The sequence below is a fragment of the Qipengyuania sp. R86523 genome (assembly GCF_044596365.1).
Taxonomy (GTDB): domain Bacteria; phylum Pseudomonadota; class Alphaproteobacteria; order Sphingomonadales; family Sphingomonadaceae; genus Qipengyuania; species Qipengyuania citrea.
This window is the reverse complement of sequence record NZ_CP138997.1, coordinates 549,486-575,226: the sequence shown is the minus strand read 5'-3', so window position 1 is coordinate 575,226 and position 25,741 is coordinate 549,486. Positions and strand designations below refer to the sequence as shown.

The 25,741-nt window shown below is 65.7% G+C and carries 26 protein-coding genes; 7 read left to right on the top strand and 19 right to left on the bottom strand.

The window, feature by feature from the left end:
- Window positions 1-62: 62 nt before the first annotated feature.
- From proS to radA, 7 genes are all read right to left on the bottom strand, one after another.
- Window positions 63-1,604 (bottom strand): proline--tRNA ligase, encoded by a 1,542-nt coding sequence (gene proS, locus SJY12_RS02810; RefSeq protein WP_397505918.1) that lies wholly within the window; start codon window positions 1,602-1,604, stop codon window positions 63-65.
- A 159-nt stretch (window positions 1,605-1,763) separates the two neighbouring features.
- Entirely contained in the window at window positions 1,764-2,324 is a 561-nt protein-coding gene (gene phaR, locus SJY12_RS02805) for a polyhydroxyalkanoate synthesis repressor PhaR (RefSeq protein ID WP_050600525.1), read from the bottom strand.
- A 75-nt stretch (window positions 2,325-2,399) separates the two neighbouring features.
- A complete protein-coding gene (locus tag SJY12_RS02800) occupies window positions 2,400-3,434 on the bottom strand; it encodes an alanine racemase (RefSeq protein WP_397505917.1) in 1,035 nt (344 codons plus the stop codon).
- Window positions 3,435-3,441: 7 nt separating this feature from the next.
- A complete protein-coding gene (locus SJY12_RS02795; RefSeq protein ID WP_397505916.1) occupies window positions 3,442-5,088 on the bottom strand; it encodes an MFS transporter in 1,647 nt (548 codons plus the stop codon).
- Between the two features lie 45 nt (window positions 5,089-5,133).
- On the bottom strand, window positions 5,134-5,568 hold the full coding sequence (locus SJY12_RS02790; RefSeq protein WP_397505915.1) for an iron-sulfur cluster assembly scaffold protein: 435 nt from the start codon (window positions 5,566-5,568) through the stop codon (window positions 5,134-5,136).
- Window positions 5,568-6,089 (bottom strand): CvpA family protein, encoded by a 522-nt coding sequence (locus SJY12_RS02785; protein ID WP_050600528.1) that lies wholly within the window; start codon window positions 6,087-6,089, stop codon window positions 5,568-5,570. Before SJY12_RS02785 ends, SJY12_RS02790 begins: the two co-directional genes overlap by 1 nt.
- A 21-nt stretch (window positions 6,090-6,110) precedes the next feature.
- A complete protein-coding gene (gene radA, locus SJY12_RS02780; protein WP_063506698.1) occupies window positions 6,111-7,478 on the bottom strand; it encodes a DNA repair protein RadA in 1,368 nt (455 codons plus the stop codon).
- 70 nt (window positions 7,479-7,548) lie between these two features.
- On the opposite strand from radA, the gene SJY12_RS02775 reads away from it, so the two are divergent.
- The gene (locus tag SJY12_RS02775) at window positions 7,549-9,864 is read left to right on the top strand and encodes a patatin-like protein (protein WP_230832908.1); all 2,316 of its coding nucleotides are present in this window, start codon (window positions 7,549-7,551) and stop codon (window positions 9,862-9,864) included.
- Here the strand turns inward: SJY12_RS02775 and SJY12_RS02770 are convergent.
- The 3 genes from SJY12_RS02770 to dnaK form a co-directional block, all read right to left on the bottom strand.
- Window positions 9,861-10,484 carry a DUF6445 family protein gene (locus SJY12_RS02770; RefSeq protein ID WP_397505914.1) on the bottom strand — a complete coding sequence of 208 codons (624 nt, stop codon included), beginning with the start codon at window positions 10,482-10,484 and terminating at the stop codon, window positions 9,861-9,863. The genes SJY12_RS02775 and SJY12_RS02770 overlap by 4 nt on opposite strands.
- A gap of 35 nt (window positions 10,485-10,519) precedes the next feature.
- Window positions 10,520-11,641, bottom strand: a complete 1,122-nt coding sequence (dnaJ, locus tag SJY12_RS02765; protein WP_050600532.1) for a molecular chaperone DnaJ — start codon at window positions 11,639-11,641, stop codon at window positions 10,520-10,522.
- Window positions 11,642-11,709: 68 nt separating this feature from the next.
- Window positions 11,710-13,638, bottom strand: a complete 1,929-nt coding sequence (gene dnaK / locus SJY12_RS02760; protein WP_063505605.1) for a molecular chaperone DnaK — start codon at window positions 13,636-13,638, stop codon at window positions 11,710-11,712.
- 177 nt (window positions 13,639-13,815) lie between these two features.
- On the opposite strand from dnaK, the gene SJY12_RS02755 reads away from it, so the two are divergent.
- Together SJY12_RS02755 and SJY12_RS02750 are read left to right on the top strand one after the other, a co-directional pair.
- Window positions 13,816-14,295, top strand: coding sequence for a copper chaperone PCu(A)C (locus tag SJY12_RS02755; protein WP_397505913.1), 480 nt, complete (start codon window positions 13,816-13,818; stop codon window positions 14,293-14,295).
- 23 nt (window positions 14,296-14,318) lie between these two features.
- Entirely contained in the window at window positions 14,319-14,831 is a 513-nt protein-coding gene (locus tag SJY12_RS02750) for a vgr related protein (RefSeq protein ID WP_348345580.1), read from the top strand.
- Between the two features lie 84 nt (window positions 14,832-14,915).
- Here the strand turns inward: SJY12_RS02750 and SJY12_RS02745 are convergent, their stop codons facing one another.
- Genes SJY12_RS02745 through hrcA form a run of 4 tightly spaced genes read right to left on the bottom strand, consistent with a single transcriptional unit; the run spans window position 14,916 to window position 18,696 of the window.
- Window positions 14,916-15,209, bottom strand: coding sequence for a YMGG-like glycine zipper-containing protein (locus tag SJY12_RS02745; protein ID WP_050600536.1), 294 nt, complete (start codon window positions 15,207-15,209; stop codon window positions 14,916-14,918).
- 59 nt (window positions 15,210-15,268) lie between these two features.
- Window positions 15,269-17,020, bottom strand: a complete 1,752-nt coding sequence (locus SJY12_RS02740; protein WP_397505912.1) for a DUF885 domain-containing protein — start codon at window positions 17,018-17,020, stop codon at window positions 15,269-15,271.
- A gap of 23 nt (window positions 17,021-17,043) precedes the next feature.
- Window positions 17,044-17,640 carry a nucleotide exchange factor GrpE gene (grpE, locus tag SJY12_RS02735; RefSeq protein WP_063505601.1) on the bottom strand — a complete coding sequence of 199 codons (597 nt, stop codon included), beginning with the start codon at window positions 17,638-17,640 and terminating at the stop codon, window positions 17,044-17,046.
- A gap of 12 nt (window positions 17,641-17,652) precedes the next feature.
- Window positions 17,653-18,696 carry a heat-inducible transcriptional repressor HrcA gene (gene hrcA, locus SJY12_RS02730; protein WP_050600539.1) on the bottom strand — a complete coding sequence of 348 codons (1,044 nt, stop codon included), beginning with the start codon at window positions 18,694-18,696 and terminating at the stop codon, window positions 17,653-17,655.
- A gap of 84 nt (window positions 18,697-18,780) precedes the next feature.
- On the opposite strand from hrcA, the gene rph reads away from it, so the two are divergent.
- Complete coding sequence (gene rph, locus SJY12_RS02725; protein WP_050600709.1) at window positions 18,781-19,497, top strand: ribonuclease PH; 717 nt, start codon at window positions 18,781-18,783, stop codon at window positions 19,495-19,497.
- Entirely contained in the window at window positions 19,494-20,120 is a 627-nt protein-coding gene (gene rdgB / locus SJY12_RS02720) for an RdgB/HAM1 family non-canonical purine NTP pyrophosphatase (RefSeq protein WP_397505911.1), read from the top strand. The genes rph and rdgB overlap by 4 nt, the downstream gene beginning before the upstream one ends.
- A 3-nt stretch (window positions 20,121-20,123) precedes the next feature.
- Here rdgB and SJY12_RS02715 read toward each other — a convergent pair whose 3' ends face one another.
- Complete coding sequence (locus SJY12_RS02715; RefSeq protein WP_397505910.1) at window positions 20,124-20,690, bottom strand: CAP domain-containing protein; 567 nt, start codon at window positions 20,688-20,690, stop codon at window positions 20,124-20,126.
- A 71-nt stretch (window positions 20,691-20,761) separates the two neighbouring features.
- On the opposite strand from SJY12_RS02715, the gene hemW reads away from it, so the two are divergent.
- Window positions 20,762-21,916: a radical SAM family heme chaperone HemW gene (hemW, locus tag SJY12_RS02710; protein ID WP_397505909.1), complete on the top strand. Its 1,155-nt coding sequence runs from the start codon at window positions 20,762-20,764 to the stop codon at window positions 21,914-21,916.
- Window positions 21,913-22,809 carry a tyrosine recombinase XerC gene (locus SJY12_RS02705; RefSeq protein WP_397505908.1) on the top strand — a complete coding sequence of 299 codons (897 nt, stop codon included), beginning with the start codon at window positions 21,913-21,915 and terminating at the stop codon, window positions 22,807-22,809. The genes hemW and SJY12_RS02705 overlap by 4 nt, the downstream gene beginning before the upstream one ends.
- Here SJY12_RS02705 and SJY12_RS02700 read toward each other — a convergent pair.
- The 4 genes from SJY12_RS02700 to rsmI form a co-directional block, all read right to left on the bottom strand.
- Complete coding sequence (locus SJY12_RS02700) at window positions 22,806-23,411, bottom strand: DedA family protein (RefSeq protein WP_397505907.1); 606 nt, start codon at window positions 23,409-23,411, stop codon at window positions 22,806-22,808. The two genes, SJY12_RS02705 and SJY12_RS02700, sit on opposite strands and share 4 nt — an antisense overlap.
- Window positions 23,412-23,444: 33 nt before the next feature.
- Window positions 23,445-24,413, bottom strand: a complete 969-nt coding sequence (gene gshB / locus SJY12_RS02695) for a glutathione synthase (RefSeq protein WP_063506048.1) — start codon at window positions 24,411-24,413, stop codon at window positions 23,445-23,447.
- A gap of 102 nt (window positions 24,414-24,515) precedes the next feature.
- Window positions 24,516-24,866, bottom strand: coding sequence for a YraN family protein (locus SJY12_RS02690; protein ID WP_050600546.1), 351 nt, complete (start codon window positions 24,864-24,866; stop codon window positions 24,516-24,518).
- Window positions 24,863-25,714: a 16S rRNA (cytidine(1402)-2'-O)-methyltransferase gene (gene rsmI, locus SJY12_RS02685; RefSeq protein WP_397505906.1), complete on the bottom strand. Its 852-nt coding sequence runs from the start codon at window positions 25,712-25,714 to the stop codon at window positions 24,863-24,865. Before rsmI ends, SJY12_RS02690 begins: the two co-directional genes overlap by 4 nt.
- Between the last annotated feature and the right edge of the window lie 27 nt (window positions 25,715-25,741).

Sequence of the window (25,741 nt, the reverse complement as noted above, 5' to 3'; positions counted from 1 at the left end):
GTTGCCCGGACTGGTCACTTGTCTGGATCCCCGCCTGCGCGGGGATGACGAACCAGAGTGCCTTAGTACGCTTTGGCCAGCAGCACGCGCTCGACCGCGGGTTCACCGGTGAAGATGCATGCGCCGTCGACCGGTGCAGCGTCCATTGGCACGTTGCGGATGGTGAGCTTGTGGTCCTTCAGCCGCTCGACGACCTTTTCCAGCTCCGCGCCGGTCGGCTTCGACCATTGCACTTCGACCCAACCAGGATAGCGCGAGCCGGAGAAGTGCTTTTCCACCTCGGCGAAATCGGTGACCCCGCGAGTGATGTTCGCATCGCGGCGCTCGGCAGCCTGGGCTAGCAGCGCTGCCTGCATGTCGGCGAGGATCGCGGGAATGGCCTCCCCTGCGGCTTCACGCGTCGGGTTCTCGAAGGCGGGCTTGCCGGTTTCGGCATCCCACAAGCGGTCGCGGCGCAGCAAGCTGACGACGCCATTGTCCATGTCGCGCCCGCCCACCTCGACGATCACCGGCGCGCCCTTGCGGACATAGTCCCAGCGCTTCTGCGCCGCCTTGCCCGGACGCGTGTCGAGCAGCACGCGCAGCGGTTCGCCAAGCACGCTCTGGCCGGCCAGCGTGGCGCGCAGGCCCTCGCAATAATCGATCAGCGCTTGGTCTTCGGGCTTGTCGCGTAGCATAGGCAGGATGACGACCTGCTGCGGCGCGATCTTGGGCGGCAGGCGCAGGCCGTCGTCGTCGCCATGCGTCATGATGACGCCGCCGACCATCCGCGTCGAAACGCCCCAGCTGGTGGTATGCGCCAGGCTCTCGCCGCCCTCGCGGTTCTGGTACTTGATCCCCGAGGCCTGCGCGAAATTGGTGCCGAGATAATGGCTGGTGCCCGCCTGCAGCGCCTTGCCGTCCTGCATCATCGCCTCGATCGACCAGGTCTCGACCGCGCCCGGGAAACGCTCGTTCTCGGGCTTTTCACCGGGCACCACCGCCAGCGCGAGGTCCTCGTCGGCAAAAGCGCGGTAAACCTCGAGCATGGTCAGCGTGTGCTCTTTCGCCTCGGCTTCGTCGGCATGCGCGGTATGGCCTTCCTGCCACAGGAATTCGCTGGTCCGCAGGAACATGCGCGTGCGCATTTCCCAGCGCACGACATTGGCCCACTGGTTGAGCTTGAGCGGCAAGTCGCGCCAGCTCTGGATCCAGCGCGCCATGGCATCGCCGATGATCGTTTCCGAGGTCGGGCGCACGACCAGCGGTTCTTCCAGCTTGGCTTCGGGGTCTGGAATCAGCCCGCCATCCTTGCCCGCGATCAGCCGGTGGTGCGTGACCACTGCCATTTCCTTGGCGAAGCCTTCGACATGCTCAGCCTCGCGCTCGAAGTTCGACAACGGGATGAAGATCGGGAAATAGGCGTTTTCATGGCCCGTCGCCTTGATCCGGTCGTCGAGCAGGCGCTGCATCCGCTCCCAGATGCCGAAGCCCCACGGGCGGATCACCATGCAGCCGCGCACGCCCGATTCCTCGGCCATTTCGGCGGAACTGATGACATCCTGGTACCAGGCCGCGAAATCGTCTTCGCGCCGGGTGTTCAGGGCATGGCGGATATTGGGCATGATCGTGGGGGCCTTGGCTAATGGCGCCTCGTTCCGGCCCCACGGTCGGGTGCGGGCAGACGAAGAACCGTCATTCATCTGGCGCGCCCATAATGGGAAGATGCGCCCTTCGACAAGCGCGCGGCGCAGAAAATGGCCGCAGGCGGGGCAAGCCCCGTGCTATTTGCCCATTTTGTCGAGCTTCTCCTGCATCGCGGCCATTTGCGCGCGCATTTCGGCCAGCTCGTCCGCCTGCTCGCTCGCGGGTGCCTGCCTTGGCGCGGACGCCTTGCGCGAGCCGGGAATGAACGCTTCGGCGGCGTTCTGCATCATCTTGAAATTGGCTTCGGCCATCTGCGCCAACGGATTGGTCTCGAGTCCCTTGGCGAAGGCTTCCTGGATCTGTTCGCGGTTCTTCTGCAGATTGGTCATGCTGGCTTCGAGATAACTCGGCATCATGGCCTGCATCGAATTGCCATACATGCGGATCAGATCGCGCAGGAAGCTGACCGGGAGCATGTGCGAACCATGGCTTTCTTCCTCGACGATGATCTGCGTCAGGATGGTGTGCGTGATATCGTCGCCCGACTTCGCATCCAGCACGTGGAAATCGACGTTCTCGCGGACCATCTTGGCGAGATCGTCGAGCGTGATGTAACTGCTGGTGTCGGTGTTGTAGAGGCGCCGGTTGGCGTATTTCTTGATGATGATGGGTTCGCCCTCGGCGCTCCGCTTGGCCATTCTCTCATGCTCCCCATTTGTGCAATGCGAGAGGATTAGCACGCGCGAAAAGTGCAGTGCAACATGACGTAAAGGTCAACCGAAGCGATTGCCCAGTACGGTCAGCAATTCATATTGCGATAGAGTGGTTTGCTGCGCAGCATCAGGAAGCCGGTAGGGCAGGTCGAGCCAGTCCCCCTCGGCCAGCTCGGGGGCCGCCGACAGGTCGAGCACGATCATGTCCATCGATACCTTGCCGAGGATCGGCAGGCGGCGTTCGCCATGGGTGAAATGCGCCCCGCCCCAGCTGCGCAAAATCCCGTCGGCATAGCCGAGCGAGACGACGCCGATGCGCATGGCCTCGCCCGCAGTGAAGGTGGCGTTGTAACCCACGCTGGCGCCCGCCGCGATATCGCGCACCTGGATCAGCGCCGCCTGCGGATAAGCGACCTGCGCGATCCGGTCCTCCAGTTCGGGCCGCGGGATGCCGCCGTAAAGCGAGAGCCCAGGGCGCGTGAGATCGAAGGCGTAGTCGCTGCCCAGCGCCACGCCCGCGCTATTGGCCAGGCTGGTCTCGTCGTGAGCCACGGCGGGGATGCAGTCGCGGAAAACGGCGAGCTGGCGCGCGTTCATCGCCGCGTCCTCGTCGGCGCAGGCGAGGTGACTCATCAGCACGCGCACCTCCAGCGCCTGGATCGACGGATCGGCCAGTTCCGCGGGCGCAACGCCCAGCCGGTTGATCCCGGTATCGACCATCAGGTCGCAGGCGCCGCCCCCGGCTTCGGACCACAGCCGCGCCTGCCGCAGGCTGTCGATCACCGGGCGAACGCCGGTCTCGCGCGCGAACCGGACATCGTCGGCACCAAGCGGCCCATGCAGGACCGACAGGCGCTGTGCCGGGACATGCGCGATGACGCCGGGCACCTCGCTCCAGTGCGCGACGAAGAAATCGCGGCAGCCCGCTTCGTACAGCACGGGCAGGCAGCGATCGACCCCGAGGCCGTAGCAATCCGCCTTGACCGCCGCGCCCGCCCGCGCCGCGCCCGACATGGCGTCGAGCGTGCGCCAGTTCTGCGCCAGCGCGTCGCTGTCGATATGCAGCCGCAGGCTCGGCGGCGGAGGGCGGGTCATGGCAGGCTCATGGCAGCACGGGCGAGACCGGCGGGTCCTGCACGCTGTCTTCGAAATCGCGCGGCGGACCACCGGGCAATCCCCACCAGGCAACGATCACGCCGAAACCGACCACCACGATCGTGTACCACAGCCCGGCATAGGCATTGCCCGTCATGGCCACGATATAGCCCGCGATCAGCGGCAGGAAACCGCCCAGGTAGCCCGCGCCGATATGGTAGGGGATCGACATCGAGCTGTAGCGGATGCGCGCGGGGAACATCTCGGACAGGAGCGCCGCAACCGAACCGTAGGTCAGCGCCGACAGCATGCCCAGCACCAGCAGCAGCGCAATGATGCCGATAATGCTCGCCAGTGGCGGGACCTGCCGTTCGAACGAATAGCCATTGCTCTCGAGCCAGCTCTGGACGATCGCGCGGCGGGTGTCGGAAGGCAGCCCTTCGTAGCTATAGCTCTGTGTGCCGATGGCCAGTTCCGGCTGCGGCTCCTCGGTCACCGTATAGGGCACGCCCAGCGCGGTCAGGTCCTGCAGCGCGCGGCCGCAGGGGCTGGCCTGCACTTCGGCGAAGGGATCGTATTCGCAGGCCGGGCCGCTAACCGTGACGGGGGCCGCGCGCGCGCTGTCCTGCAGGCCCGGGTTGGCGAGCGCGCCGATCCCCCAGAACACGGGGAAGAGCAGCGCCAGCGAGGCCAGCGCGCCGATGATGATCGGTTTCTTGCGCCCGACGCGGTCGGACCATTTGCCGACGATGATATAGAAGCCCATCGACAGCGTACCCGCGATCAGCAGCATCCATTCGACCACGTTCTCGTCGACCCGCATCGGGCCGCGCAGGAAGGACAGGCCGGAGAAGAAAGCGGTGTACCAGATCGTGGTGAGCACCCCGGTGATGCCGAACAGCGCCACGAAAATGCGCTTGGGGTTGCCGGGATAGGTCAGGCTTTCCTTGAACGGATTGGCGCTGGTTTCGCCTGCGGCCTTCATTGCCTGGAAGACGGGGCTTTCCGACAGCTTGAGCCGCATCCACAGCGAGATGAACAGCAGCACGATCGACAGCAGGAACGGGATCCGCCAGCCCCATTCGGCGAAGTCCTGTGCGGGGATGAACGCGCGGCAGGCGATTACCACCAGGATCGACAGCACGAAGCCGCCGACCACGCTGGCCTGGATGAAGCTGGTGTAGAAGCCGCGTTTCTCGGGCGGCGCGTGTTCGGCGACATAGATCGCCGCGCCGCCATATTCGCCGCCGAGCGCGAGACCCTGGAGGATGCGCAGGCAGATCACGATCAACGGCGCGGCGATGCCGATGCTGGCCGCGCTGGGGATGAGGCCCACGCCGGCGGTGGCAATCCCCATCAGCGTGACCGTCACGAGGAAGGTGTATTTGCGCCCCAACCGGTCGCCGAGGAAGCCGAACAGGATCGCGCCCAGCGGACGGAAGCCGAAGCCGACTGCGAAACCGGCCCACACCAGCAGGATCTCGAGCGTCTCGTTATCGCTCGGGAAGAAGGCCGCGCCGATCAGCCCGGCGAGCGTGCCGTAGATGAAGAAATCGTACCATTCGAAGATCGTCCCCGCGCTGCTTGCCGCAATGACGAGGCGTATTTCCTTCTCGGTCGGTTCCCTTTGCGGTGTGACGGCACTTATGGCCATGTCGCGCTCCCCCTGCATCGCGAGTGTGGTTTTCGTTCGATCGGTCTAGCCTGCACCCCCACCCTTGGAAAGCGCGTCGAGCGCGGCCTTCCACGGCAGGAGAATGGCCCCGTGGCGGGCGCGGTAGGCGCGCGCGGGTTCGAGCATGTCGATCCGTTCGAGCGCGGGCGCGGCGGCATCGCCCTCGAGCCATTCGCCGAGGGCACCCAGCGTGCGTGACACCGCGGCCGCGTCCATGCCGCCCGCTTCGCGCGCGAAAATGGCCGCCGAGGCCTGCCCGACCGCGCAGGCGCTCACCTTCAGACCGATCCGCTCGAGCCGGCCGGTATGGACCGACGACAGCGAAATCACGCTGCCGCAACTGCGCGACCGCGCCTCGCCCACCGCGATCGCCTGCGCATCGAAGGGATAGTCCGCCAGTTCGACCGCCATGGCGAGCAGTGCGGGAGAATACAGCGCCGGCGCGCGCGGGGCCGCCATCAGGCGCCGTCGGCGGCCTGTTCGCGCAGCCGGGCGCGCCGTTCGGCCAGCACTTCGACCAGCGAGCGCGAACTGGCGTCGACCAGTTCATAGCTGCGCGCGGTGGTGATCCAGTTCGGGCGGCCCTTGTAGCTCCACACCGTGTCGTAGCCGACCACCAGCAGCGAAAACGCGATGACGACGATCAGCATGCCCTTGAGCGCGCCGAAACCGAAGCCGAGCACTCGGTCCACCGGCCCGAGCATAGACGAGCGCGACACCGCGCCGACATTGTTGGCGATCACCTTCATCGCGGCATAGGGGATCAGCAGCAGCAGTGTGAACGCCAGCAGCGCGGTGGTGATGTCGGTGCCGATGTGGTCCTGCAGCGCCAGCGTCAGCGGCGTATGCAGCGCGCGGATCGCGAATGCGGCGAGGACCCACGCCGCCAGCGACAGGACTTCCTGCAGGAATCCCCGCATGAAACCGCCCGCCGCGGCAATGCCCACGATCAGCAAAACGATGTAATCGAAACCAGTCATGACCTGCCCATGCGGCCGGACTTATGAATTCCCGATTATGCGGTCAACGAGATTGGCCAATTGTCCCAAGCCGTCATAGGTCAGCGCGCTGCCCGCGCCCTTGACGTCAACCGGGCCGAAACCGCGATCGAAACCGAGCTTGGCGGCTTCGCGCAGCCGCAGCCCGCCATGCGCCACCGGGCGGATCTCTCCGGCGAGCGAGACTTCACCGAGCCATACGCTGCGTGGCGGGAGCGGCTTGTCCGCCATCGCGCTGACCAGCGCCGCGGCCACCGCAAGGTCGGCAGCCGGGTCCGACAACCGGTAGCCACCGGCCACGTTGAGATAGACCTCGGCCGCGGAAAAGTTGAGGCCGCAGCGCGATTCGAGCACGGCCAGCAGCATCGCCAGCCGGCCATTGTCCCACCCCACGACTGCGCGGCGCGGCGTCGCGCCCGACTGCAGGCGGACGATCAAAGCCTGGATCTCGACCAGCACCGGCCGGGTTCCCTCGATCGCGGGGAACACCGCGCTGCCCGCCATCGGCTCGTCCCGGCCCGAAAGGAACAGCATCGAGGGGTTGTCGACTTCTTCCAGCCCCTCCCCCGCCATCGCGAACACGCCGATCTCGTCGACCGCGCCGAACCGGTTCTTGAGCGCGCGGAGGATGCGGTATTGGTGGCTGCGCTCGCCCTCGAAGCTCATCACCACATCGACCATGTGTTCGAGCACGCGCGGCCCGGCGATGCTGCCATCCTTGGTGACGTGCCCCACCAGTACCAGCGCAACGCCGTTTTCCTTGGCGTAGCGGATCAACTCGAAGGCGCAGCCGCGCACCTGGCTGACCGTCCCGGGCGCGCCTTCGATCGTGTCCGAATGCATGGTCTGGATCGAATCGATCACCAGCAGCCCCGGCGCATCCATCGATCCGAGCGAGGTAAGGATATCGCGCACGCCGGTGGCCGCAGCGAGTTTGACCGGCGCATCGGACAATCCGAGCCGCGCGGCGCGCATGCGCACCTGCCCGCTGGCCTCCTCGCCGCTAACATAGACCACGCCGCGCCCTTCGCGCGCGATCCTGGCCGCGGCCTGCAGCAGCAATGTCGACTTGCCGATACCCGGGTCCCCGCCCAGCAGGATCGCCGAACCGGGTACCAGCCCGCCGCCCAGCGCACGATCGAATTCGGCCAGGCCGGTGGGCTGGCGCTGCGGCAAGGCGCCGGGCTTGTCGAGTTCGACGAATTCGACCGCGCGCCCCCCGCTCGACAGATCGTGTTTCATCGAGAACACGGTCGCCGGCGCATCTTCCGCCAGCGTGTTCCATTCGGCGCAGTCGGGGCACTGCCCCTGCCAGCGATGCGACACGCCGCCACACGCCTGGCAGACATAGCGTTTCTTCGGTTTGGCCATGCCCGATCGCTAAACGGAACATTTCACGAACGCAATTGCCTTTACCGATTTATCCCGCCATGACCGGGCGATGCGGCAAAAGGAATTGCGGATAGCGCTGGTCTGCTATGGCGGCGTCAGCCTGGCGATCTACATGCATGGGGTCACGCGCGAGCTGTGGCAGCTGGCCCGCGCCAGTCGCGCGTTCCACGCCGCAAGCGGTCCGTTGCAAGGGGTTGAGGCGGTCTACCGCCAGCTGATCGAACGGATCGAGGACGAACACGGCCTGCGGCTGCGCATCCTGCCCGATATCATGAGCGGGGCCAGCGCGGGCGGGATCAACGCGGTGTTCCTCGCGCAGGCGGTCCATTCGGGCCAGTCGCTCGAACCGCTGACCGACCTGTGGCTCGAGGTGGCCGATGTCGACGAACTGGTCGATCCCGCCGCGCGCCTGAAATGGCGCTTTTCGAAGATGTGGGCGCAGCCCTTCGCCAACTGGCTGTTGAGCCGTCCGGGCAGCGACATCACCGATGCAGTCGCGCCCGAAACCCGGGCCGAGGTGGAGCGCAAGGTATCGCACCTCATCCGGGGGCGCTGGTTCGAACCACCCTTTTCCGGCCTCGGTTTCTCGCGCCTGCTCGAACGCGCGTTTTCGGCCATGGCCGAGGGCCCGATCGACGAACCGCTGCTGCCGCCGGGCCATCCGCTCGACCTGTATGTCACCGCCACCGATTTCCACGGGTACCAGGAATTGCTGCGGCTCCACAGCCCGCCGGTGGTTGAGGATACCGAACACCGCATGCCGATCGCATTTCGCGCGCGCGCGCCGCTTGCCGGCGGAACCGATCTCGCCAACCCGCTCGAACTCGTCTTCGCGGCCCGCGCGACCGCCAGTTTCCCGGGCGCGTTCCCTCCGCTGCGGGTCGAGGAAATCGACCGGCTGTCCGACCTGACCGAACGGAACTGGCCCGAAAGGGAGGCTTTCCTCAAGCGCGTCATGCCTGTCCATGTTGCGCGGGAAACGCTTGATAACGTGTCGCTTATCGATGGGTCGGTGCTGGTCAACAAGCCCTTTGCAGGCGCGATCTCGGCCTTGCAGGGGCGCCCCGCGCAGCGCGAGGTGGATCGGCGCTTCGTCTATGTCGACCCGCGGCCCGACCGGTTCGGAGAACGAGCCGACGGCAAGAGCGAACCGGTCGGCTTCTTCTCGGCGATCTTCGGTTCGCTATCGACGTTGCCGCGCGAACAGCCGATCCGCGACAATCTCGAACAGCTCGAGGAACAGAGCCGCGAGGCCGAACGGCTGGGCCGCATCGTCGCCGCGCTGCGCCCCGAGGTCGATGGCGCAGTGGAAAAGCTGTTCGGGCGCACGCTGTTCTTCGACCGGCCCACCCCGGCCCGGCTCAAGAGCTGGCGCCAGAAGGCGCAGCAATCCGCCGCCGAACGCGCGGGTTATGCCTTTCACGCCTATGCGCAAGCGAAGTTCACCGGTATCGTCGGACGGCTCGCGCGGCTGGTCCTGGATGCGGCACCCAAGCTGGCAATCGATGATCCCGCGCCGATCGAAGCGGTGCTGCGTGAAGAACTGATCCGCCGCGGGCTGGAAACGCTGGCATCGCCTTCGGGCGGGGCGTCGGCCGAAGCGATCGCCTTCTTCCGCGAACACGATATCGGCTTCCGCATCCGCCGGCTGCGATTGCTGGCGCGCCGTCTGGCTCGCGACTGGGAGGCCGATCCCGAAATCCCCGACGACGCGCTGGAGCAGGCCCGCGACGCGGTGTACCGCATCCTGTCGCTCTATTTCGAAAAGGAAGGCACGGCCGCGCTGGGAAGCCGCTTCGGCGATCTGGCAGAGCGCGTCCTGCAGGATCCGGGCACGCTGCTCGACCTGATCGAAGCCCAGCGCCTGCTGCCCGAGCTCGATGACCGCGCCGAGGAAATGCTGGCCGAAGCGCTTGAGGTCATGCCCAAGAACCTGCGCCGCCGGATGTTGCTGACCTATCTCGGTTTTCCCTATTACGACGTCGCTACCCTGCCCCTGTTGCGAAACGAAGGTTTGACCGAGTTCGACCCGGTCAAGGTCGACCGGATCAGCCCCGACGATGCCCGCAGCATTCGCGAGGGCGGCACCGCCGCGACGCTACGCGGGATCGAGTTCTACAATTTCGGTGCGTTCTTCAGCCGCGCCTATCGCGAGAACGATTACCTGTGGGGCCGGCTGCACGGGTGCGAACGGATGATCGATCTTGTCTGTTCGACGCTGGACAAACCGTTTGCGCCCGAGACGTGCGCGCATTTCAAGCGTGAGGCGTTTCACGCGATCCTGGACGAGGAGCAACGCACGGGGCGCTGTGCGCTGCGGCTGATCGACGAGATTCGCGCCGAAATCGTCGCCCGGATGCCCTAGCGTCCCGCACGCGCGAAGAAGAGCAGCATGACGAGTTGCGCGCTTTCGGGATCGGTGCCGAAACCCGGCGCGGCGGTGTGGAACTGCCACGGCGAAAAAAGGACGAGCCGATTGAAGCGCATGGGCACGCGCATCACGCGTTCCCACTTAGCGGGATGGGTGGTGTCCTTGTTGACCACGTCGGCGACGAGATCGTCCACCGTATCATAGCCGGTCGCGGCGAGTTCGGCGCCATTGGCGGGGACGCGTTCGAGGCCGGTGCGCTTGTGGCGGAAGAAATCGGTGCCGCCCGCGCCGGGCTTGAGACAGTCTTCCGGCCGCGAGAGATAGAGAATGCCAGAGTAGAACGCCGGATCGACATGGACGCCGCTGCGCCCCCTGTCGGCTTTCAGCGTCATGCGGCAATGGCCATGTTCGGTGCCCGGCGCACCGACCAGTTCCACGCCGAGTTGCCGCGAAACCGACGCGTCGATCGCGTCCACCGGCAAGGCCCCGGTGGTATCGCGCCCGGGGTAATTCCCGCCCGTCCCCGGCGGCGCATAATCGAGCGCCAACGCCGCGCGGCGCGCGGCCCAGGGATCGGACAGGAAATCGTCGATGATCGTCAGCGCAGGCAGCATGGCGCGCTTATCGCGGGCCCTGCCTTGCTTGGCAATCACCCCCCCAGCGCGCCCTTGAGCTTGTCGAAGAAGCCGCGGCTCTCGGGACATTCGTCACCTGTTTCGAGCTCGCGGAACTGTTCGAGCAGCGCGCGCTGTTCCTTGCTGATCCGCGTAGGTGTCTCGACCGCGATCTCGATCACCAGATCGCCGCGTCCGCGGCCCTGCAGCACGGGCATGCCCGCACCGCGCTGGCGGAGCTGCTTGCCCGACTGGATGCCCGCCGGGATTTCGAGCGTGACTTCCTCGCCGTCGATATTGGGAATGGTGATCGATCCGCCCAGGGCAGCCTTGGTGAAGCTGATCGGTACGCGCGTGGCCAGAGTGGTGCCTTCGCGTTCGAAGATCGCGTGCGGTTTCACATGCAGGAAAATGTAGAGATCGCCCGGAGGCGCGCCGCGCGGTCCGGCCTCGCCCTTGCCCGAAAGGCGGATACGCGTACCGGTATCGACGCCCGGCGGGATTTCCACCTCCAGCGCCTGCGCCTTGTCGACGCGGCCTTCGCCGCGGCAGTCGCGGCAGGGCGAGGAAATGACTTCGCCGCTGCCGTGGCAGTTGGGACACGGGCGTTCAACGACGAAGAAACCCTGCTTGGCACGGACCTGTCCCTGGCCGTGGCACAGGTTGCAGGTGCGCGCGCGGGTGCCCGGCGTCGCGCCCGATCCATGGCAGGTCTCGCAGTTTTCCGAGACCTCGATCTCGATCTCGGTCGACTTGCCGCTGAAGGCATCCTCGAGATCGATCTGCAGATCGTAGCGCAGGTCGGCGCCGCGGCGCGCCCTCGTGCGGCCACCCCCGCCGAATGCGCTGCCGAAGATGGTTTCGAAGATATCGCCGATATCGCCGAAATCGGCGCCCGGATGACCGCCGCCGCCCGGACCGCCCTGCTGGAACGCGGCATGACCGAAACGGTCGTAGGCCGCCCGTTTCTGCGGGTCCTTGAGCACTTCATAGGCAGCGCTGACCGCCTTGAACTTGCCCTCGCTCTCGGTGCAACCGGGATTGCGGTCGGGGTGGTGTTTCATTGCCAGCTTGCGATAGGCGGACTTGATCGTCGCCCCATCGGCATCGCGGCTGACGCCGAGCAATTCGTACAGGTCGGTTTCGGTTGTCGACATGGCTTCCCAATAACTAATCGCCACCGGTGCGCTGGGGCACCGGTGGCGACTGGTTTCTCATCGTTCGATCAGTTCTTTGCGTCTTCGTCGACTTCGGAGAATTCGGCGTCGACCACCTCTTCCTCCGCGCCGCCGTCGCTCGCGGCTTCGCCTTCCGGAGCTGCGGACGCGGCATTCGCCTGTTCCTGCTCGTAGATCGACTGGCCCATCTTCATCGCGCTCTGCGACAGGTCTTCGGCCTTGGCGTTGATGTCGGTGGGGTCATCGCCCTCGAGCGCGGTCTTGAGCGCGGCGACCTTTTCCTCGACTTCGCTCTTCAGCGAAGCGTCGATCTTGTCGCCATGCTCTTCGAGCTGCTTCTCGGTCGCATGGACGAGGCTGTCGGCCTGGTTGCGGGCCTCGGCGCCTTCGCGGCGCTTCTTGTCCTCGTCGGCGAACTTCTCTGCATCCTGGACCATCTTCTCGATGTCGTCATCGGACAGACCGCCCGAAGCCTGGATGCGGATCTGCTGCTCCTTGCCGGTGCCCTTGTCCTTCGCAGACACGTTGACGATGCCATTGGCGTCGATGTCGAAAGTGACCTCGATCTGCGGCACGCCGCGCGGGGCAGCGGGAATGCCGACCAGGTCGAACTGGCCGAGCATCTTGTTGTCCTGCGCCATTTCGCGCTCGCCCTGGAAAACACGGATCGTCACCGCGTTCTGGTTGTCCTCGGCGGTCGAGTAGGTCTGCGTCTTTTTGGTCGGGATCGTCGTGTTGCGGTCGATCATCTTGGTCATGATGCCGCCCAGCGTCTCGATCCCCAGCGACAGCGGAGTCACATCGAGCAGCAGCACGTCCTTGACATCGCCCTGGAGGACGCCGGCCTGGATCGCTGCGCCCATGGCGACGACTTCATCGGGGTTCACGCCGGTGTGCGGCTTGGAACCGAAGAATTCCTCGACCACTTCGCGCACCTTGGGCATGCGGGTCATGCCGCCGACCAGGATAACTTCGTCGATCTCGTTCTTCGACACGCCGGCGTCGGCCAGCGCCTTCTTGCACGGCTCGAGCGTGCGCTTGATCAGGTCGCCGACGAGCTGTTCGAGCTTCGAACGGCTGATCGTTTCGACCAGATGCAGCGGGGTCGAGCTGCCGCCTTCCATGCGGGCAGTGATGAAGGGCAGGTTGACTTCGGTCGAAGCCGAGCTCGACAGTTCGATCTTGGCCTTTTCGGCGGCTTCCTTGAGGCGCTGCAGCGCGAGCTTGTCGGTCCGGAGATCCATGTTCTCCTTCTTCTTGAACTCGTCTGCGAGATATTCGACGATGGCGCTGTCGAAGTCTTCGCCGCCCAGAAAAGTGTCGCCATTGGTCGACTTCACTTCGAACACGCCGTCACCGATTTCGAGCACGGAGACGTCGAAGGTGCCGCCGCCAAGGTCGTAGACGGCGATCGTCTTGCCGTCTTCCTTGTCCATGCCATACGCAAGCGCCGCGGCGGTCGGCTCGTTAATGATGCGCAGCACTTCGAGACCGGCGATCTGGCCGGCGTCCTTGGTCGCCTGGCGCTGCGCATCGTTGAAGTATGCGGGAACGGTGATCACTGCCTGCGTGACGGTTTCGCCAAGATAGCTCTCGGCGGTTTCCTTCATCTTCTGCAGGATGAAGGCCGATACCTGGCTGGGCGAATAGTCTTCGCCGCCGGCTTCGACCCAGGCATCGCCGTTCTTGCCCTTGACGATGTCATAGGGAACGAGCTCCATGTCCTTCTTGGTCAGCGGGTCGTCGAACCGGCGGCCGATCAGGCGCTTGATCGCGAACAGCGTGTTGTCCGGATTGGTCACTGCCTGGCGCTTGGCCGGCTGACCGATCAGGCGCTCGTTGTCCTTGGTGAAGGCAACGATCGAAGGCGTGGTGCGCGCGCCTTCCGAATTTTCCACGACCTTGGGCTTGCCGCCGTCCATCACGGCGACACAGCTGTTGGTGGTGCCAAGGTCGATACCGATAACTTTGCTCATGGTTTCCCCATCTGTTTCAAGTCGTTGGACACCGCACGCTGGGTTCCCCGATCCTGGCGGAACCGGTTGGCGGCTCTATCCGGTGGTGTGTTACACGAGCGATATAGGTGCGGTTTTTCTTGGCACAAGGGACGTGCCGCGCTAGTTTTTGCGCAGGACGAAGAGGGGATCAAATCCATGAAATTCACGCATTTCGCGCCGCTGGCGCTGGGTTTTGCGACGGTTGCGCTGGCAGGTTGTTCGGATACCGGCGACGAGGCCGCCGCCCCCGTCGCCGATGAAGTCATGCTCGAAGTCAGCAATGCGCGGCTGATGTTGCCGGCGGTTTCGGACCGCCCGGGCGCGATCTATTTCGACGTCGAGAACACCGGCGATCGCAATTACGCGATCCGCCGCGCCGATGTTGAAGGCGCCGGCAGCGCCGAACTGCACGGATCGATGGAAATGAACGGCCAAATGATGATGGACAGCGTCGGTCAGGTGCTGGTCAATGCGGGCGAGAGCGAGAGCTTCGCCCCCGGCGGCTTCCACGTGATGGTGTTCGATGTCGATCCCGCACTCGAAGCCGGCGGCACCACCGAAATGACGCTGACCGTGGTCGGCGGCAAGCAGAAGACCTTCCCGGTGGAAATTCGCGCCGCGGGTGACGAACGCTGAACGATCTGCACGACACGCTGGGAATGGAAACCCACGACCAGCCTGTCGCGCATTCCTGCCCGGCGGGGGGCGAACGCCGCCTGACGCGGGGCGAGGTAAAGCTCGCGCGGAGCGTGTTCGGCGACGCGATCGATTACGGCAAGGTGACGATCCGGCGGCGGAAATGGTTTCCGTTCCAGCCCCGCCGGATCACGATGGCGCCGCGCGGTCACGTCCATTTCCACCCGCGGGGCGATGCCTATTGCGACGATTTCTCGACTGCGAACGTGCTGCGCCAGGGGCTGTTGATCCATGAACTGGTGCATGTCTGGCAGGTCCAGACCATGGGCGACTGGTATTTGGTCACGCGCCGCATGCCGTGGGCGCGCTATGACTATGCGCTCAAACCCGGATGGCCGCTCGATCGCTACGGGATCGAACAGCAGGCCGAGATCGTGAAGCACGCCTTCTGGCTGCGCAATGGCGTCAAGGTCGCGGGCATCGCCGATCCCGCAGCATACGACCTGCTGGTCCGCTTCCCGGGGGCTGAGCGCTAGGCTCTTTGGGCAGCCGATGCGAAAAAGGCCGCCCCATGCGGGACGGCCCTTTTAGTTTGATCGGATGTTCATCCGGCCAGGCGATCAGCGCCAGTAGCGGGCGTAGCGATCGTCATCGCGGCAGTCGTCGTCGACATAGCGGCCATCGCCGTAATAGCCGTCGCAATCGTCGTCCTTGTCGCTGACATAGCCTATCACCCCGCCGATCGCGGCACCGGCTAGCGCGTAGGTTTCGAGGTCTTCGCCCAGCAATGCGCTCAGCCCGGCACCGGCGGCCGCACCGGCAGCTGCGCCCTCGACCGCGTAATTCTGCGCGCAGGCGCCCAGACCGAGGCTCGAGGCGAGTAGCGCGGGTGCGAGTAACAGCTTGGTGTTCATGGTATCTCTCCGTTTGCGTCCCTGTCGGATCACATACGGACGAGCGGCCTCGCCGTTCCTCAGTCGTAAGTCACACCGGGCAGTCCCTGCCCGCCATCGGCGATAAAGGCATCGATGCGCGCTTCGAGCGCGGGCAGCGGCACCGATCCCAGCGCCAGCACCACATCGTGGAACTTGCGGATATCGAAGCGTTCGCCCAGCTCCTCCTCGGCCTTGGCGCGAACCCTGCGAATGGTCATTTCGCCCTGCTTGTAAGCCAGCGCCTGGCCGGGCCAGCTGATATAGCGATCTATCTCGGTCCCGACTTCGCGCTCGGACAGGGCAGTATGGCTCGACAGGTAATCGACCGCCTGTTCGCGGCTCCACCCGTAGTGGTGGATTCCGGTATCGATGACCAACCGCGCCGCGCGCCACATCTCATAGGAAAGCCGCCCGAACTTCTCGTAGGGCGTGCGGTAGATGCCCATCTCCTCGCCGAGATATTCGACATAGAGCCCCCAGCCCTCGCCGAAACCGGAGAAATAGGTCTGGCGGCGGAACCGCGGGGCTTCTTCCTGTTCGAGCGCGACCGCGCCCTGGAAACTGTGCCCGGGCGCGCATTCGTGCAGCGTCAGCGCGGGGATGTTGTAGAGCGGGCGCGACGGCAGGTCGTAGGTATTCATCTGGCACGCGTCGAGCCCGCCGCGTCCCGCGGTATAGAAGGGGGCGATTGCGGGATCGACGGGGCGGATCGTGAAGCGGTGGCGGGGCAGGAAACCGAAGTAATCGGCCAGTTTCCCGTCGACGCGCTTGGCGACATAGGATGAGACGCCCATCAACTCGTCGCCGCTGCGCGCTACGAATTGCGGATCGGTGCGCAGGAAGGTGACGAATTCGGTCAGCGTCCCTGCGAAGCCAGCTTCGGCCTTCACCTTTTCCATTTCGGCGGTGATCCGCGCGACTTCGTCGAGCCCGATGCGGTGGATCTGCTCGGCGGACAGGTCGAGCGTGGTGTATTGGCGGATCTGCTGAGCGTAATAGGCCGCCCCGTCGGGAAACTCGCTCGCGCCCAGAGAGGTGCGGGTCTGCGGCAGGTATTCTTCGCGAAAGAAGGCGAGCCAGTCGGCATAGGCGGGCGTCACGCTTTCTTCGATCGCGGCGCGGCCGGCGGTGCGCAAGCGCGCTTGATCGGCCGGCGAGATGCTGCGCGGCATAGCGGCGAAGGGGGTCCAGAACGCGCTTTGCTCGGGATCGTCCACGACATAGGATGCGATCGAGACGTCGCGTCCCTCGAGCGTGACCCGCGGTACCGAGAATCCGCGCGCCAGCCCGGCGCGGGCATTGGCGGTGTGTTCGGCGAAATAGCGCGGGATGTCGCGCATCCGGCCGATGTAATCCTCATATTCCGCGACTGTGGTAAAACCTGAACGCGGTGCGAGATAGGACCAGAAATTGCTGTCGCTGTCGAAGGGCATTTCCCATTCGGCAAACCGCGCATCACCGATCTCGGCTTCGAGCAGGGTCCGCAGCACCAGCGCATTGGTGCGCTCCGTCGCGTCGAGGGCGGACAGGTCGATGGCATCGAGCCGGGCGAGGTAATCGGCATATTGCGCCGCCCGTGCCCGCTGCGCTTCGGGTGCGACCGACCACAGCGCGGGGCCGCGCCGGGTGCTGCCATTGGCAGTCTCGATCTGGCCGAATTGTTCGAGCCGGTAGTCGTAGAAGGCATCCGCCAGTGTCGAAAGACGCGTGGCAGGCGTATCCTGCGCTGCCACCGGCGCTGCCAGCGAAGCGGCGACGAGGACCGCCCCACCGTAGATCGCAGTCCTCATCGTCACTTCCCCTTGTCCGGCAATCAGTCCGGTTTCTTCGCCACGCCGACCATGGCCGGGCGGAGCAAGCGGTCCTTGATCATGTAGCCGGCCTGCATTTCCTGCACGATGGTGCCTGGTTCGACTTCGTCGCTCGGCACTTCCATCATCGCCTGGTGCTGGTTGGGATCGAGCGGCATGCCCTTGGCCGCGATGCGGGTGATGCCATTGCTGGCGAACACTTTCTCGAGTTCGCGCTGGGTCGCCTCGATACCCGAGATGAAATTCTTGGCCTTCTCGTGATCGCGCAATTCATCGGGCACATGGTCGAGCGCTCTGGCCAAATTGTCTGCCACGCTCAGCACGTCGCGGGCGAAATTGGTCGCCGCGTAATTGCGCGCGTCCTGGACGTCCTTTTCCATGCGGCGGCGCACGTTCTGCGTTTCCGCGCGGGCATAGAGCACGTCCTGCATCGCGGTTTCGAGGTCGCCCTTGAGCTTGGCGAGCGCATCCTCGACCGGCGTCTCGTCGCCCGCTTCATCCGCATCGTCACGCAGATGTTCGGGCACGCCTTCCATTTCGCGTAGCACTTCGTCGTCGACCGCCTTTTTCTGCGGTTCGTTGTTGTTTTCGTCGGTCACGTAAAAACCCTGTCAGCCAATGCGTTTGCCCAAGGATCGGGCGGTGAAATCAACCATGGGGACGACCCGCGCGTAATTCAACCGCGTCGGGCCGATCACCCCCAGCACGCCGACCACCCTGCCCTCGCGGTCGCGATAGGGCGAGGCGATGACCGACGATCCTGAAAGCGAGAACAGGCGGTTCTCGCTGCCGATGAAGATCCGCATCGCTTCGGCGCGGCGCGCGCGTTCGAGGAGGCTGGCGACCGACTGCTTGCTTTCCAGATCGTCGAGCAGCGACCGGACGCGCTCGATATCGCCCAGCGCCGCCTCGTCGAGCAGGTTGGCCTGCCCGCGCACGATCATCACCGGCCGTTTCGCGGCATCCTCGCTCCAAGTCGCTAGACCGCGGCGCACCAGATCGCTGCTGGCTTCGTCGAGCGCCGATTTCCCGCTGGCAATCTCCTCTTCCACCGCGCTGGCCGCTTCGGCCAGCGTACGGCCCGCGCTGCGCGCGGTGAGGTAGTTGCTGGCCTGTTCCAGAGACGTGCCGAGCGCTTCGGCGGGCAGCGCGATGATCCGGTTTTCGATCTGGCCGTCTTCACCAACCAGCACCGCCAGCACGCGGTGCGTGTCGAGCGCGGTGAGCGAGACCTGTGCCAGGCGCGGTTCGCGCGTCGGCACCATGACCATGCCCGCCGCCCCCGAGAGGTCGGACAGCAGCGCGCTGGTTTCCTCCAGCGCGCGTTCGATCGGTCCGGGTTCGCCCAGCCGCTGCTCGATCGCGTCGCGTTCCTCGCGCGTCGGTTCGGCCACCTGCATCATCGCGTCGACGAACAGCCGCAAGCCCGTATCGGTGGGCATGCGCCCCGCGCTCGTATGCGGCGCGGACAGGAGCCCGCGCGCCTCGAGATCGGCCAGCACGTTGCGGATCGAGGCGGGAGAAAGGTTGACGCGCCCCTCGCCCGCGAGCGCCTTCGATCCGACCGGCGAGCCGCTGTCGAGATAGCCTTCGACGACGAGACGGAATATCTCGCGGGCGCGTTCGGTCAGATCGTTGAGCGGCGGGGAATTCATGCCCCCTATCTAACCACTCCCCTTGCGGCCTCAAGGGGCTTGCGCCACAGGCACTCGCGAGATTCGACTGCAATGGAGAACCCCATGCGACCTTCCGGCCGGGCGCCCGACGAAATGCGCGCCATCACTATCGAAACCGGTTACACCAAGCACGCCGAGGGCAGCTGCCTGATCAGCTTCGGCGAGACGCGGGTATTGTGCACCGCCAGCGTTGAAGAACGCATCCCGCCGTGGCTGCGCGGCAAGGGCGAAGGCTGGGTCACCGGCGAATATTCGATGCTTCCGCGCGCCACGCATACGCGCGGCCAGCGCGAGGCGGCCAAGGGCAAGCAGAGCGGCCGGACGCAGGAAATCCAGCGGCTTATCGGGCGCAGCTTGCGCGCGGTGGTCGATCACAAGAAGCTCGGCGAACGGCAGATCACGCTCGATTGCGACGTGATCCAGGCTGACGGCGGCACGCGCACGGCGTCGATTTCGGGCGCGTGGGTCGCACTGCGCCTCGCGGTCAACGGGCTGCTCAAGTCGGGCGACATCACGCAGGACCCGATCACCGCCAAGGTCGCGGCGATATCCTGCGGGGTCTACCAGGGCACGCCCGTGCTCGACCTCGACTATCCCGAGGACAGCAATGCCGATGCCGACGCCAATTTCGTGCTGATCGAAGGCGGCAAGATCGCCGAGGCGCAGGCAACTGCCGAAGGCGCGCCCTATGACGAGGAAGCCTTCCTCCGCCTGCTGCGGCTGGCGCAGATGGGCTGCGCACAGATATTCAAGGCGCAGGACGAGGCCACGCGCAAATGACACGCCGGCTCGGTTCGGGCTCGCTCGTGATTGCCACGCATAACGCCGGCAAGCTGAAAGAGATTTCCGCGCTGCTCGAACCGCATGGCATGAAATGCCTGTCGGCCGGGTCGCTGGGTCTGCCCGAACCGGCCGAAACCGGCACCACCTTCGTCCAGAACGCGCTGCTCAAGGCGCGGGCTGCGGCGGAGGCGTCGGGCATCGTCGCGCTGGCCGACGACAGCGGCCTGTCGGTCACTGCGCTCGGCGGGCGGCCGGGCGTCTATACCGCCGACTGGGCCGAACGGCAGTGGTTCGAAGGCGATCCGGGCCGGGACTGGTACATGGCGATGGGCAAGGTCGAGGGGCTGTTGCAGGAACAGGGCGCGGATGTAGACCGGTCCTGCGCGTTCCACTGCGTGCTGGCACTGGCATGGCCCGATGGTGAGCACGCAGTCTATGAAGGCACCGTGCCGGGGACCCTAACCTGGCCGCCGCGTGGCGAAATGGGCTTCGGTTACGATCCGGTGTTCGTGCCCGAGGGCAACGAGCAGACCTTTGCCGAGATCGAACCGGCGCAGAAACACGCGATCAGTCACCGCGCCGATGCGTTTGCGAAGCTGGTCGCGGAGCAGTTCGGCTAAGCCTCAGTAGGGCTTCTGACCCCAGATGTTGCCGGCGGGCCAATAGCGGCAGACCAGCACATCGTTGCCCGCGGCAGTAGCGACGGCGCAGCCCACTTCCTGCGTGTCTCGCCAGACCACCTGCGTGTAATGCCCGACATCCGCCCAATTGCCGGTGTGCGAGATATCGGGGAAGCGGGCGTGGCGGTAATGCCGTTTTTCGGCGATGAACATGTCGACCATGGTCTCGACCGGCCAGTGACCGGCGGTCCCCATCCAGAGGTTTTCGCCCGTCCGGTTGCGCTGGCGGCTGTCGGCATGCCGGAGCCGGCCGATGCGCGAGAGATGCTGTGCCCATTCCTCCGCCTCGCGTTCGAGATGGACGTTCCACTTGAGCGGCTGGAGACGCAGGCGATGGCGCTCCTCATTATGCGCGCGCAGGATCCGCGCGGCGAGGTGCCGATCGGTCGCAGTGGGCAGCGCGCGGGAGTGGGTGAAGGCGCCATTCGCCGCTGCGGGAGTCGACGAACCGCTTGCAGCGAGGCCCAAGGCCATGGCACACGCCACGGACAAAGCACCGAACCACGGCATTCTGCGATTTCCTACGCTCTTCATGCGTCGGGCAAATCGGTTACGATCGTTAAGATTGGGTAAACTCACAATTGGCCCGCGCGCTCTACATTCACTGGCCTTTCTGCATCGCAAAATGCCCTTATTGTGACTTCAACAGCCATGTCCGGAAAACTGCGGAGACTGCCGTCTGGAAAGACGCGCTCATTGCCGACATGCGCCATGAGCATGTTCAGGCAAATTCTGAAGAACCGCTGACAAGCATCTTTTTCGGCGGCGGAACACCGTCTCTGATGCCGCCCAGCCTGGTGGCCGAACTGATCGCCGAAGCTGATCGGTTGTGGGGTTTCGATCCCGCTGTCGAGATCACACTTGAAGCCAATCCCAGCAGCGTGGAGGCAGCCAATTTCGCCGATCTGGCCATGGCCGGGGTCAATCGGGTGTCGCTTGGCGTCCAGAGCCTGCACGACGAGGCGTTGCGTTTCCTCGGCCGGCTGCATGGCGCAAGCGAAGCACTGCAGGCGCTGGAAGTCGCACAGCGGCATTTCAAACGCGTTTCGATAGATCTCATCTATGCCCGCCCCGGTCAGACCGAGGCCGATTGGCACGCCGAGCTGGGCCGCGCGCTTGCGCTCGGTACCGACCATATGTCGCTCTACCAGCTGACGATCGAACCCTCGACACGGTTTGCCACCGATGTCCGCCAGGGGATCTTCGCACCGCTGGAAGACGACCCGGCAGCCGATCTCTTCGCCCTCACCCGCGAAATGACCGAGGCGGCGGGACTACCCGCCTACGAGACCAGCAATCATGCCTGTCCCGGCCAGGAGAGCCGCCACAACCTGACCTATTGGCGCTATCTCGACTATATCGGGATCGGACCCGGCGCGCATGGCAGGCGCTGCGACACCGCCACGGTGCGCCACCGCAAGCCCGAGAACTATCTGGGCGCATTTGCAGCGCAGCAGCACGGGATCGCCGAGGCGCGGCCGCTGGGGCGCAGCGAACAGGCGAGCGAGGCGCTGCTGATGGGGCTGCGTCTGCTCGAAGGCGTCGATCTTGCGCAGCTGGCGCAGCGCTTCGGCGCGCAGCCGGAAACGCTGATCGACGCCCGCAAGCTGGCACTCTACCGCGATCTGGGCATGGCGTGGTCCGACGGGCCGCGGATCGGTGTCACGCCGCGCGGAATGCCGGTGCTCGACGCGCTGCTCGGCGAGCTGGTTCAGGCCGACCTCGTAACCTCATGACCGGCGCCGACATGCTCGCGGCCTGGCATGACCATCTGGCCCTCGGGCTGAGGCGCTCGCCGCACACGGTACGGGCCTATGGCACGGCGGCGCAGCGGCTGCTGACGCGGATGGATCTGGCGACATGGGACGAGGTAGCCCGATTGCCGGCAACGCGGCTGCGCACGCATCTGGCATCGCGCCGGGCGGACGGGCTTTCCAATGCCTCCGCCGCGCGCGAACTGTCTGCGCTCAAGGGGTTCATCGCCTTTGCCCGCGCGCAGGCTGGCCACGCGGTATCCGACCCCCCGCGGCTGCGCGGTCCGCGCATTGCGAAGGGACTGCCGCGCCCGGTGACGCCCGACGATGCGGTCGGGCTGGCCGATACGGTTGCCGAACTGGCGAGCGACGACTGGATCGGCGCGCGCGATCGCGCGGTCTTGCTGCTGCTCTATGGTGCCGGCCTGCGGATTGCCGAAGCGCTGTCGCTGACCGGCGCCGACCTGCCGCTGGGCGAACGGCTGACCGTGACCGGCAAGGGCGGCAAGCAGCGCGTGGTCCCGTTGCTCCCGATCATTCGCGAGGCGGTGGCCGACTATGCCGCCCGGTGCCCGTGGCCGCTCACCCAATCGGATCCGTTGTTCCGCGGTGCGAAGGGCGGCGCACTGTCACAGGGCGTGCTGCAGAAGGCGACCGCGCGGGCGCGCAGGGCGCTCGGCCTGCCCGATAGCGCCACGCCGCATGCGCTGCGCCACAGCTTCGCCACGCATCTGCTGGGTGCCGGGGCCGATCTCAGGAGCCTGCAGGAACTGCTGGGCCATGCCAGCCTCGGATCGACGCAGATCTATACCAAGGTCGATGCGGCCACCTTGCTCGATACCTATCGCAAGGCCCATCCGCGCGAACAGGACTAGCGTTCGGCGCGCGGTTTCCAGGTCACGACCCGCCACGCATAGCCAGCCAGCGTCAGACCGAGCAGGCCGAGGGTGATCCAGCCGAGCACCTCTTGCAATTCGGCGAGCCATACCGCCAGCCGCCGTCCGCTCTCGACCAGCAGCAGGTTCCAGATGAAGGCCCCGGCAAAGGTGAAGCCGAGGAACCGCCACAGCCCCATATGCGCTAGTCCCGCTGGCAGCGAGATCATCGTGCGAAAGACCGGGGTGAAGCGGAACACGAAGACGACCCAGGGCCCGTGCCGCTGGAAGAAGCCCTGCGCGCGTTCGACATCCTGCCACTCCATCGTCAGCCAGCGCGCCCAGCGGTTGACGAAGGGTTCGAGCCGCGTGCGCCCCCAGTGGTCGCCCAGCCAGTACCAGACGTAATTGCCCGCGGTCGAACCGACCGTGCCGACGATCATCAGCGGCCAGAAATCCATCGTTCCGCGCGATACCGCGACCCCGCCCAGCCCCATGATCACTTCGGACGGGATCGGCGGGAAGATGTTCTCGACTGCCATGAGCAGGAAAATGCCCAGCAGCCCGCCCTGCTCGATCGCGCGGAGGATAAATTCGTGCATAGGTGCCCTAACGGCCCGGCCGCGCCAACGGTCCTACATCGCCGCGTGGCGGCGTTCGATGGCATCCCAGATCAGGCCCGCACTGTCGGTCCCGTTGAACTTGTCGATCGCGACGATGCCGGTGGGCGAGGTGACGTTGATCTCGGTCAGCCATTTGCCTCCGATCACGTCGATGCCGACGAAGACCAGCCCGCGCCGTTCGAGCTCGGGGCCCATCGCCGCGCAGATTTCTTCCTCGCGCGCGGTCAGCGTCGCCGCTTCCGCATGGCCGCCCTGCGCAAGGTTCGAACGGAACTCGCCTTCACCCGGGAAGCGATTGATCGCGCCGACGAATTTGCCATCGACCAGCACGATCCGCTTGTCGCCTTCGCTGACTTCGGGGAGGAACGGCTGGACCATGTGCGGTTCGGGCCAGGTCTGGTCGAATACTTCGGACAGCGCGGACAGGTTGGTGCCCTGCTCGTCGATGCGGAAGATCGCCTTCCCGCCATTGCCATGCAGCGGCTTCACCACCACCGAACCGTGGCGTTTCTGGAAGTCGCGCAGATCGTCGAGATGCCGCGCGACCAGCGTCGGCGGCATGAACCGCGCGTAATCGAGCACGAACATCTTTTCCGGTGCATTGACCACTTCGCGCGGATCGTTTGCCACCAGCGTGGTGCCCTTGAGCCGGTCGAGCAGCAGCGCGGCACTGATATAGCCAAGATGGAACGGCGGATCCTGCCGCATCAGCACAACGTCGATATCCTGCGCCAGATCGATCCGGCGCCGTTCCCCGACGGTGTAATGGTCGCCCTCGACCCGCTGGACCGTCACCGGCGCGGCATGCGCGGTGATCCGCCCGCGGGGCGTGCCGTCGCTTTCATAGGCCAGGCTGGTGACATCGTAATGCCACAGCTCGTGGCCGCGTGCCTGAGCCGACAGCATCAGCGCAAACGAACTGTCGCCCGCAATCCTGATGCTTTCGAGCGGGTCCATCTGGATGGCAACGCGGAGCGACATGCACTTACCTTTCGCTTGGCGTGTCCGGGTGGTGCCGGGCACGGTAGGGAATTCCGGCTGGCCCGCTCACCACCCGCTGCGCACCGGACGCGCAAGCGGAGCTCAGGGCTGCCATGCGTTGGCGATGTGGCGAGGGAAGCTGCCCGGTGCAAGCAGGATCACGTCGAGCCGGATATCTTCGCCGCTTCCGGCATAGCGATGCGCTACCGCTTCCACGGCGGCAGCCACGCGCGACAGCCGGTGTTCGTCGACCGCATGATCGAGATCGGCGCGCCGGCGGCGCCACTTCACTTCGACGAAGGCGATCACCCCGCCTCTTCTGGCGACGATGTCGATCTCGCCCGCCGGTGTCTTGACCCGCCGGTCGAGGATTTGCCAGCCTTTGGCCCTGAGCCAGACCGCAGCGCGGGTTTCGCCGTCGCGGCCGCGTTTCTCGGCCAGCCTGCGCGTCATTCGGAACGCAGTTCCAGCGCCCTGGCGTAGAGTTCCTTGCGATCGAGCCCGGTCGCTTTCGCCACCTGTCCCGCGGCCTGCGACGGCTTGAGCGTGCGCAGCGCATCGGCGAGCAATTGTTCGGCGTATTCGGGGCTGGCCACGCGCTCGGGCGGCGGCCCGACCAGCAGCACGATCTCGCCCTTCGGGGGATGCGCCTCGTAATAGGCGATCAGGCCGTGCGGCAGGCCGGGGCGAAGTTCCTCGTGCAGCTTGGTCAGCTCGCGCGCCACGGCGACATTGCGGTTGGGCAGCGCCTCGGCGATGGCCGCCAGCGACTTGGTCAGCCGCGGTGCGGTTTCGTAGAACACCAGCGTCGTGTCGACATCGGCCAGTTCCTCCAGCGTTTCGCGGCGCGCCTTGTCCTTGTTCGGCAGGAAGCCGGCGAAAAGGAAGCGGTCGTTGGGCAGTCCGCTGAGCGCGAGCGCCGTGACCGCGGCGCAGGCGCCGGGCAGCGCGGTCACCGGAATACCCTCGGCGCGGCAGTCGTTGACGAGGCGATAGCCGGGATCAGAAACCATCGGCGTGCCCGCATCGCTGACCAGCGCGACCGCGCGATCGCGCATCGATTCGACCAGCCGGGTGCGGTCGCGGTGTTCGCTGTGGTCGTCATAGCGCCACATCGGCTTCGATATCCCCAGATGCTTGAGCAGCTTGCCGGTGACGCGCGTATCCTCGCACGCGATGCCGTCGCAGCGGCGCAGCACGTCGACCGCTCGCAATGTGATATCCCCTAGGTTGCCGATCGGGGTGGCGACGATATAGAGCCCGGGTGTAAGGGCAGTTTCGGGAGGGGGCGCATCTGTCACCCCCCTCCTTTGAACCAAGAATGAGGG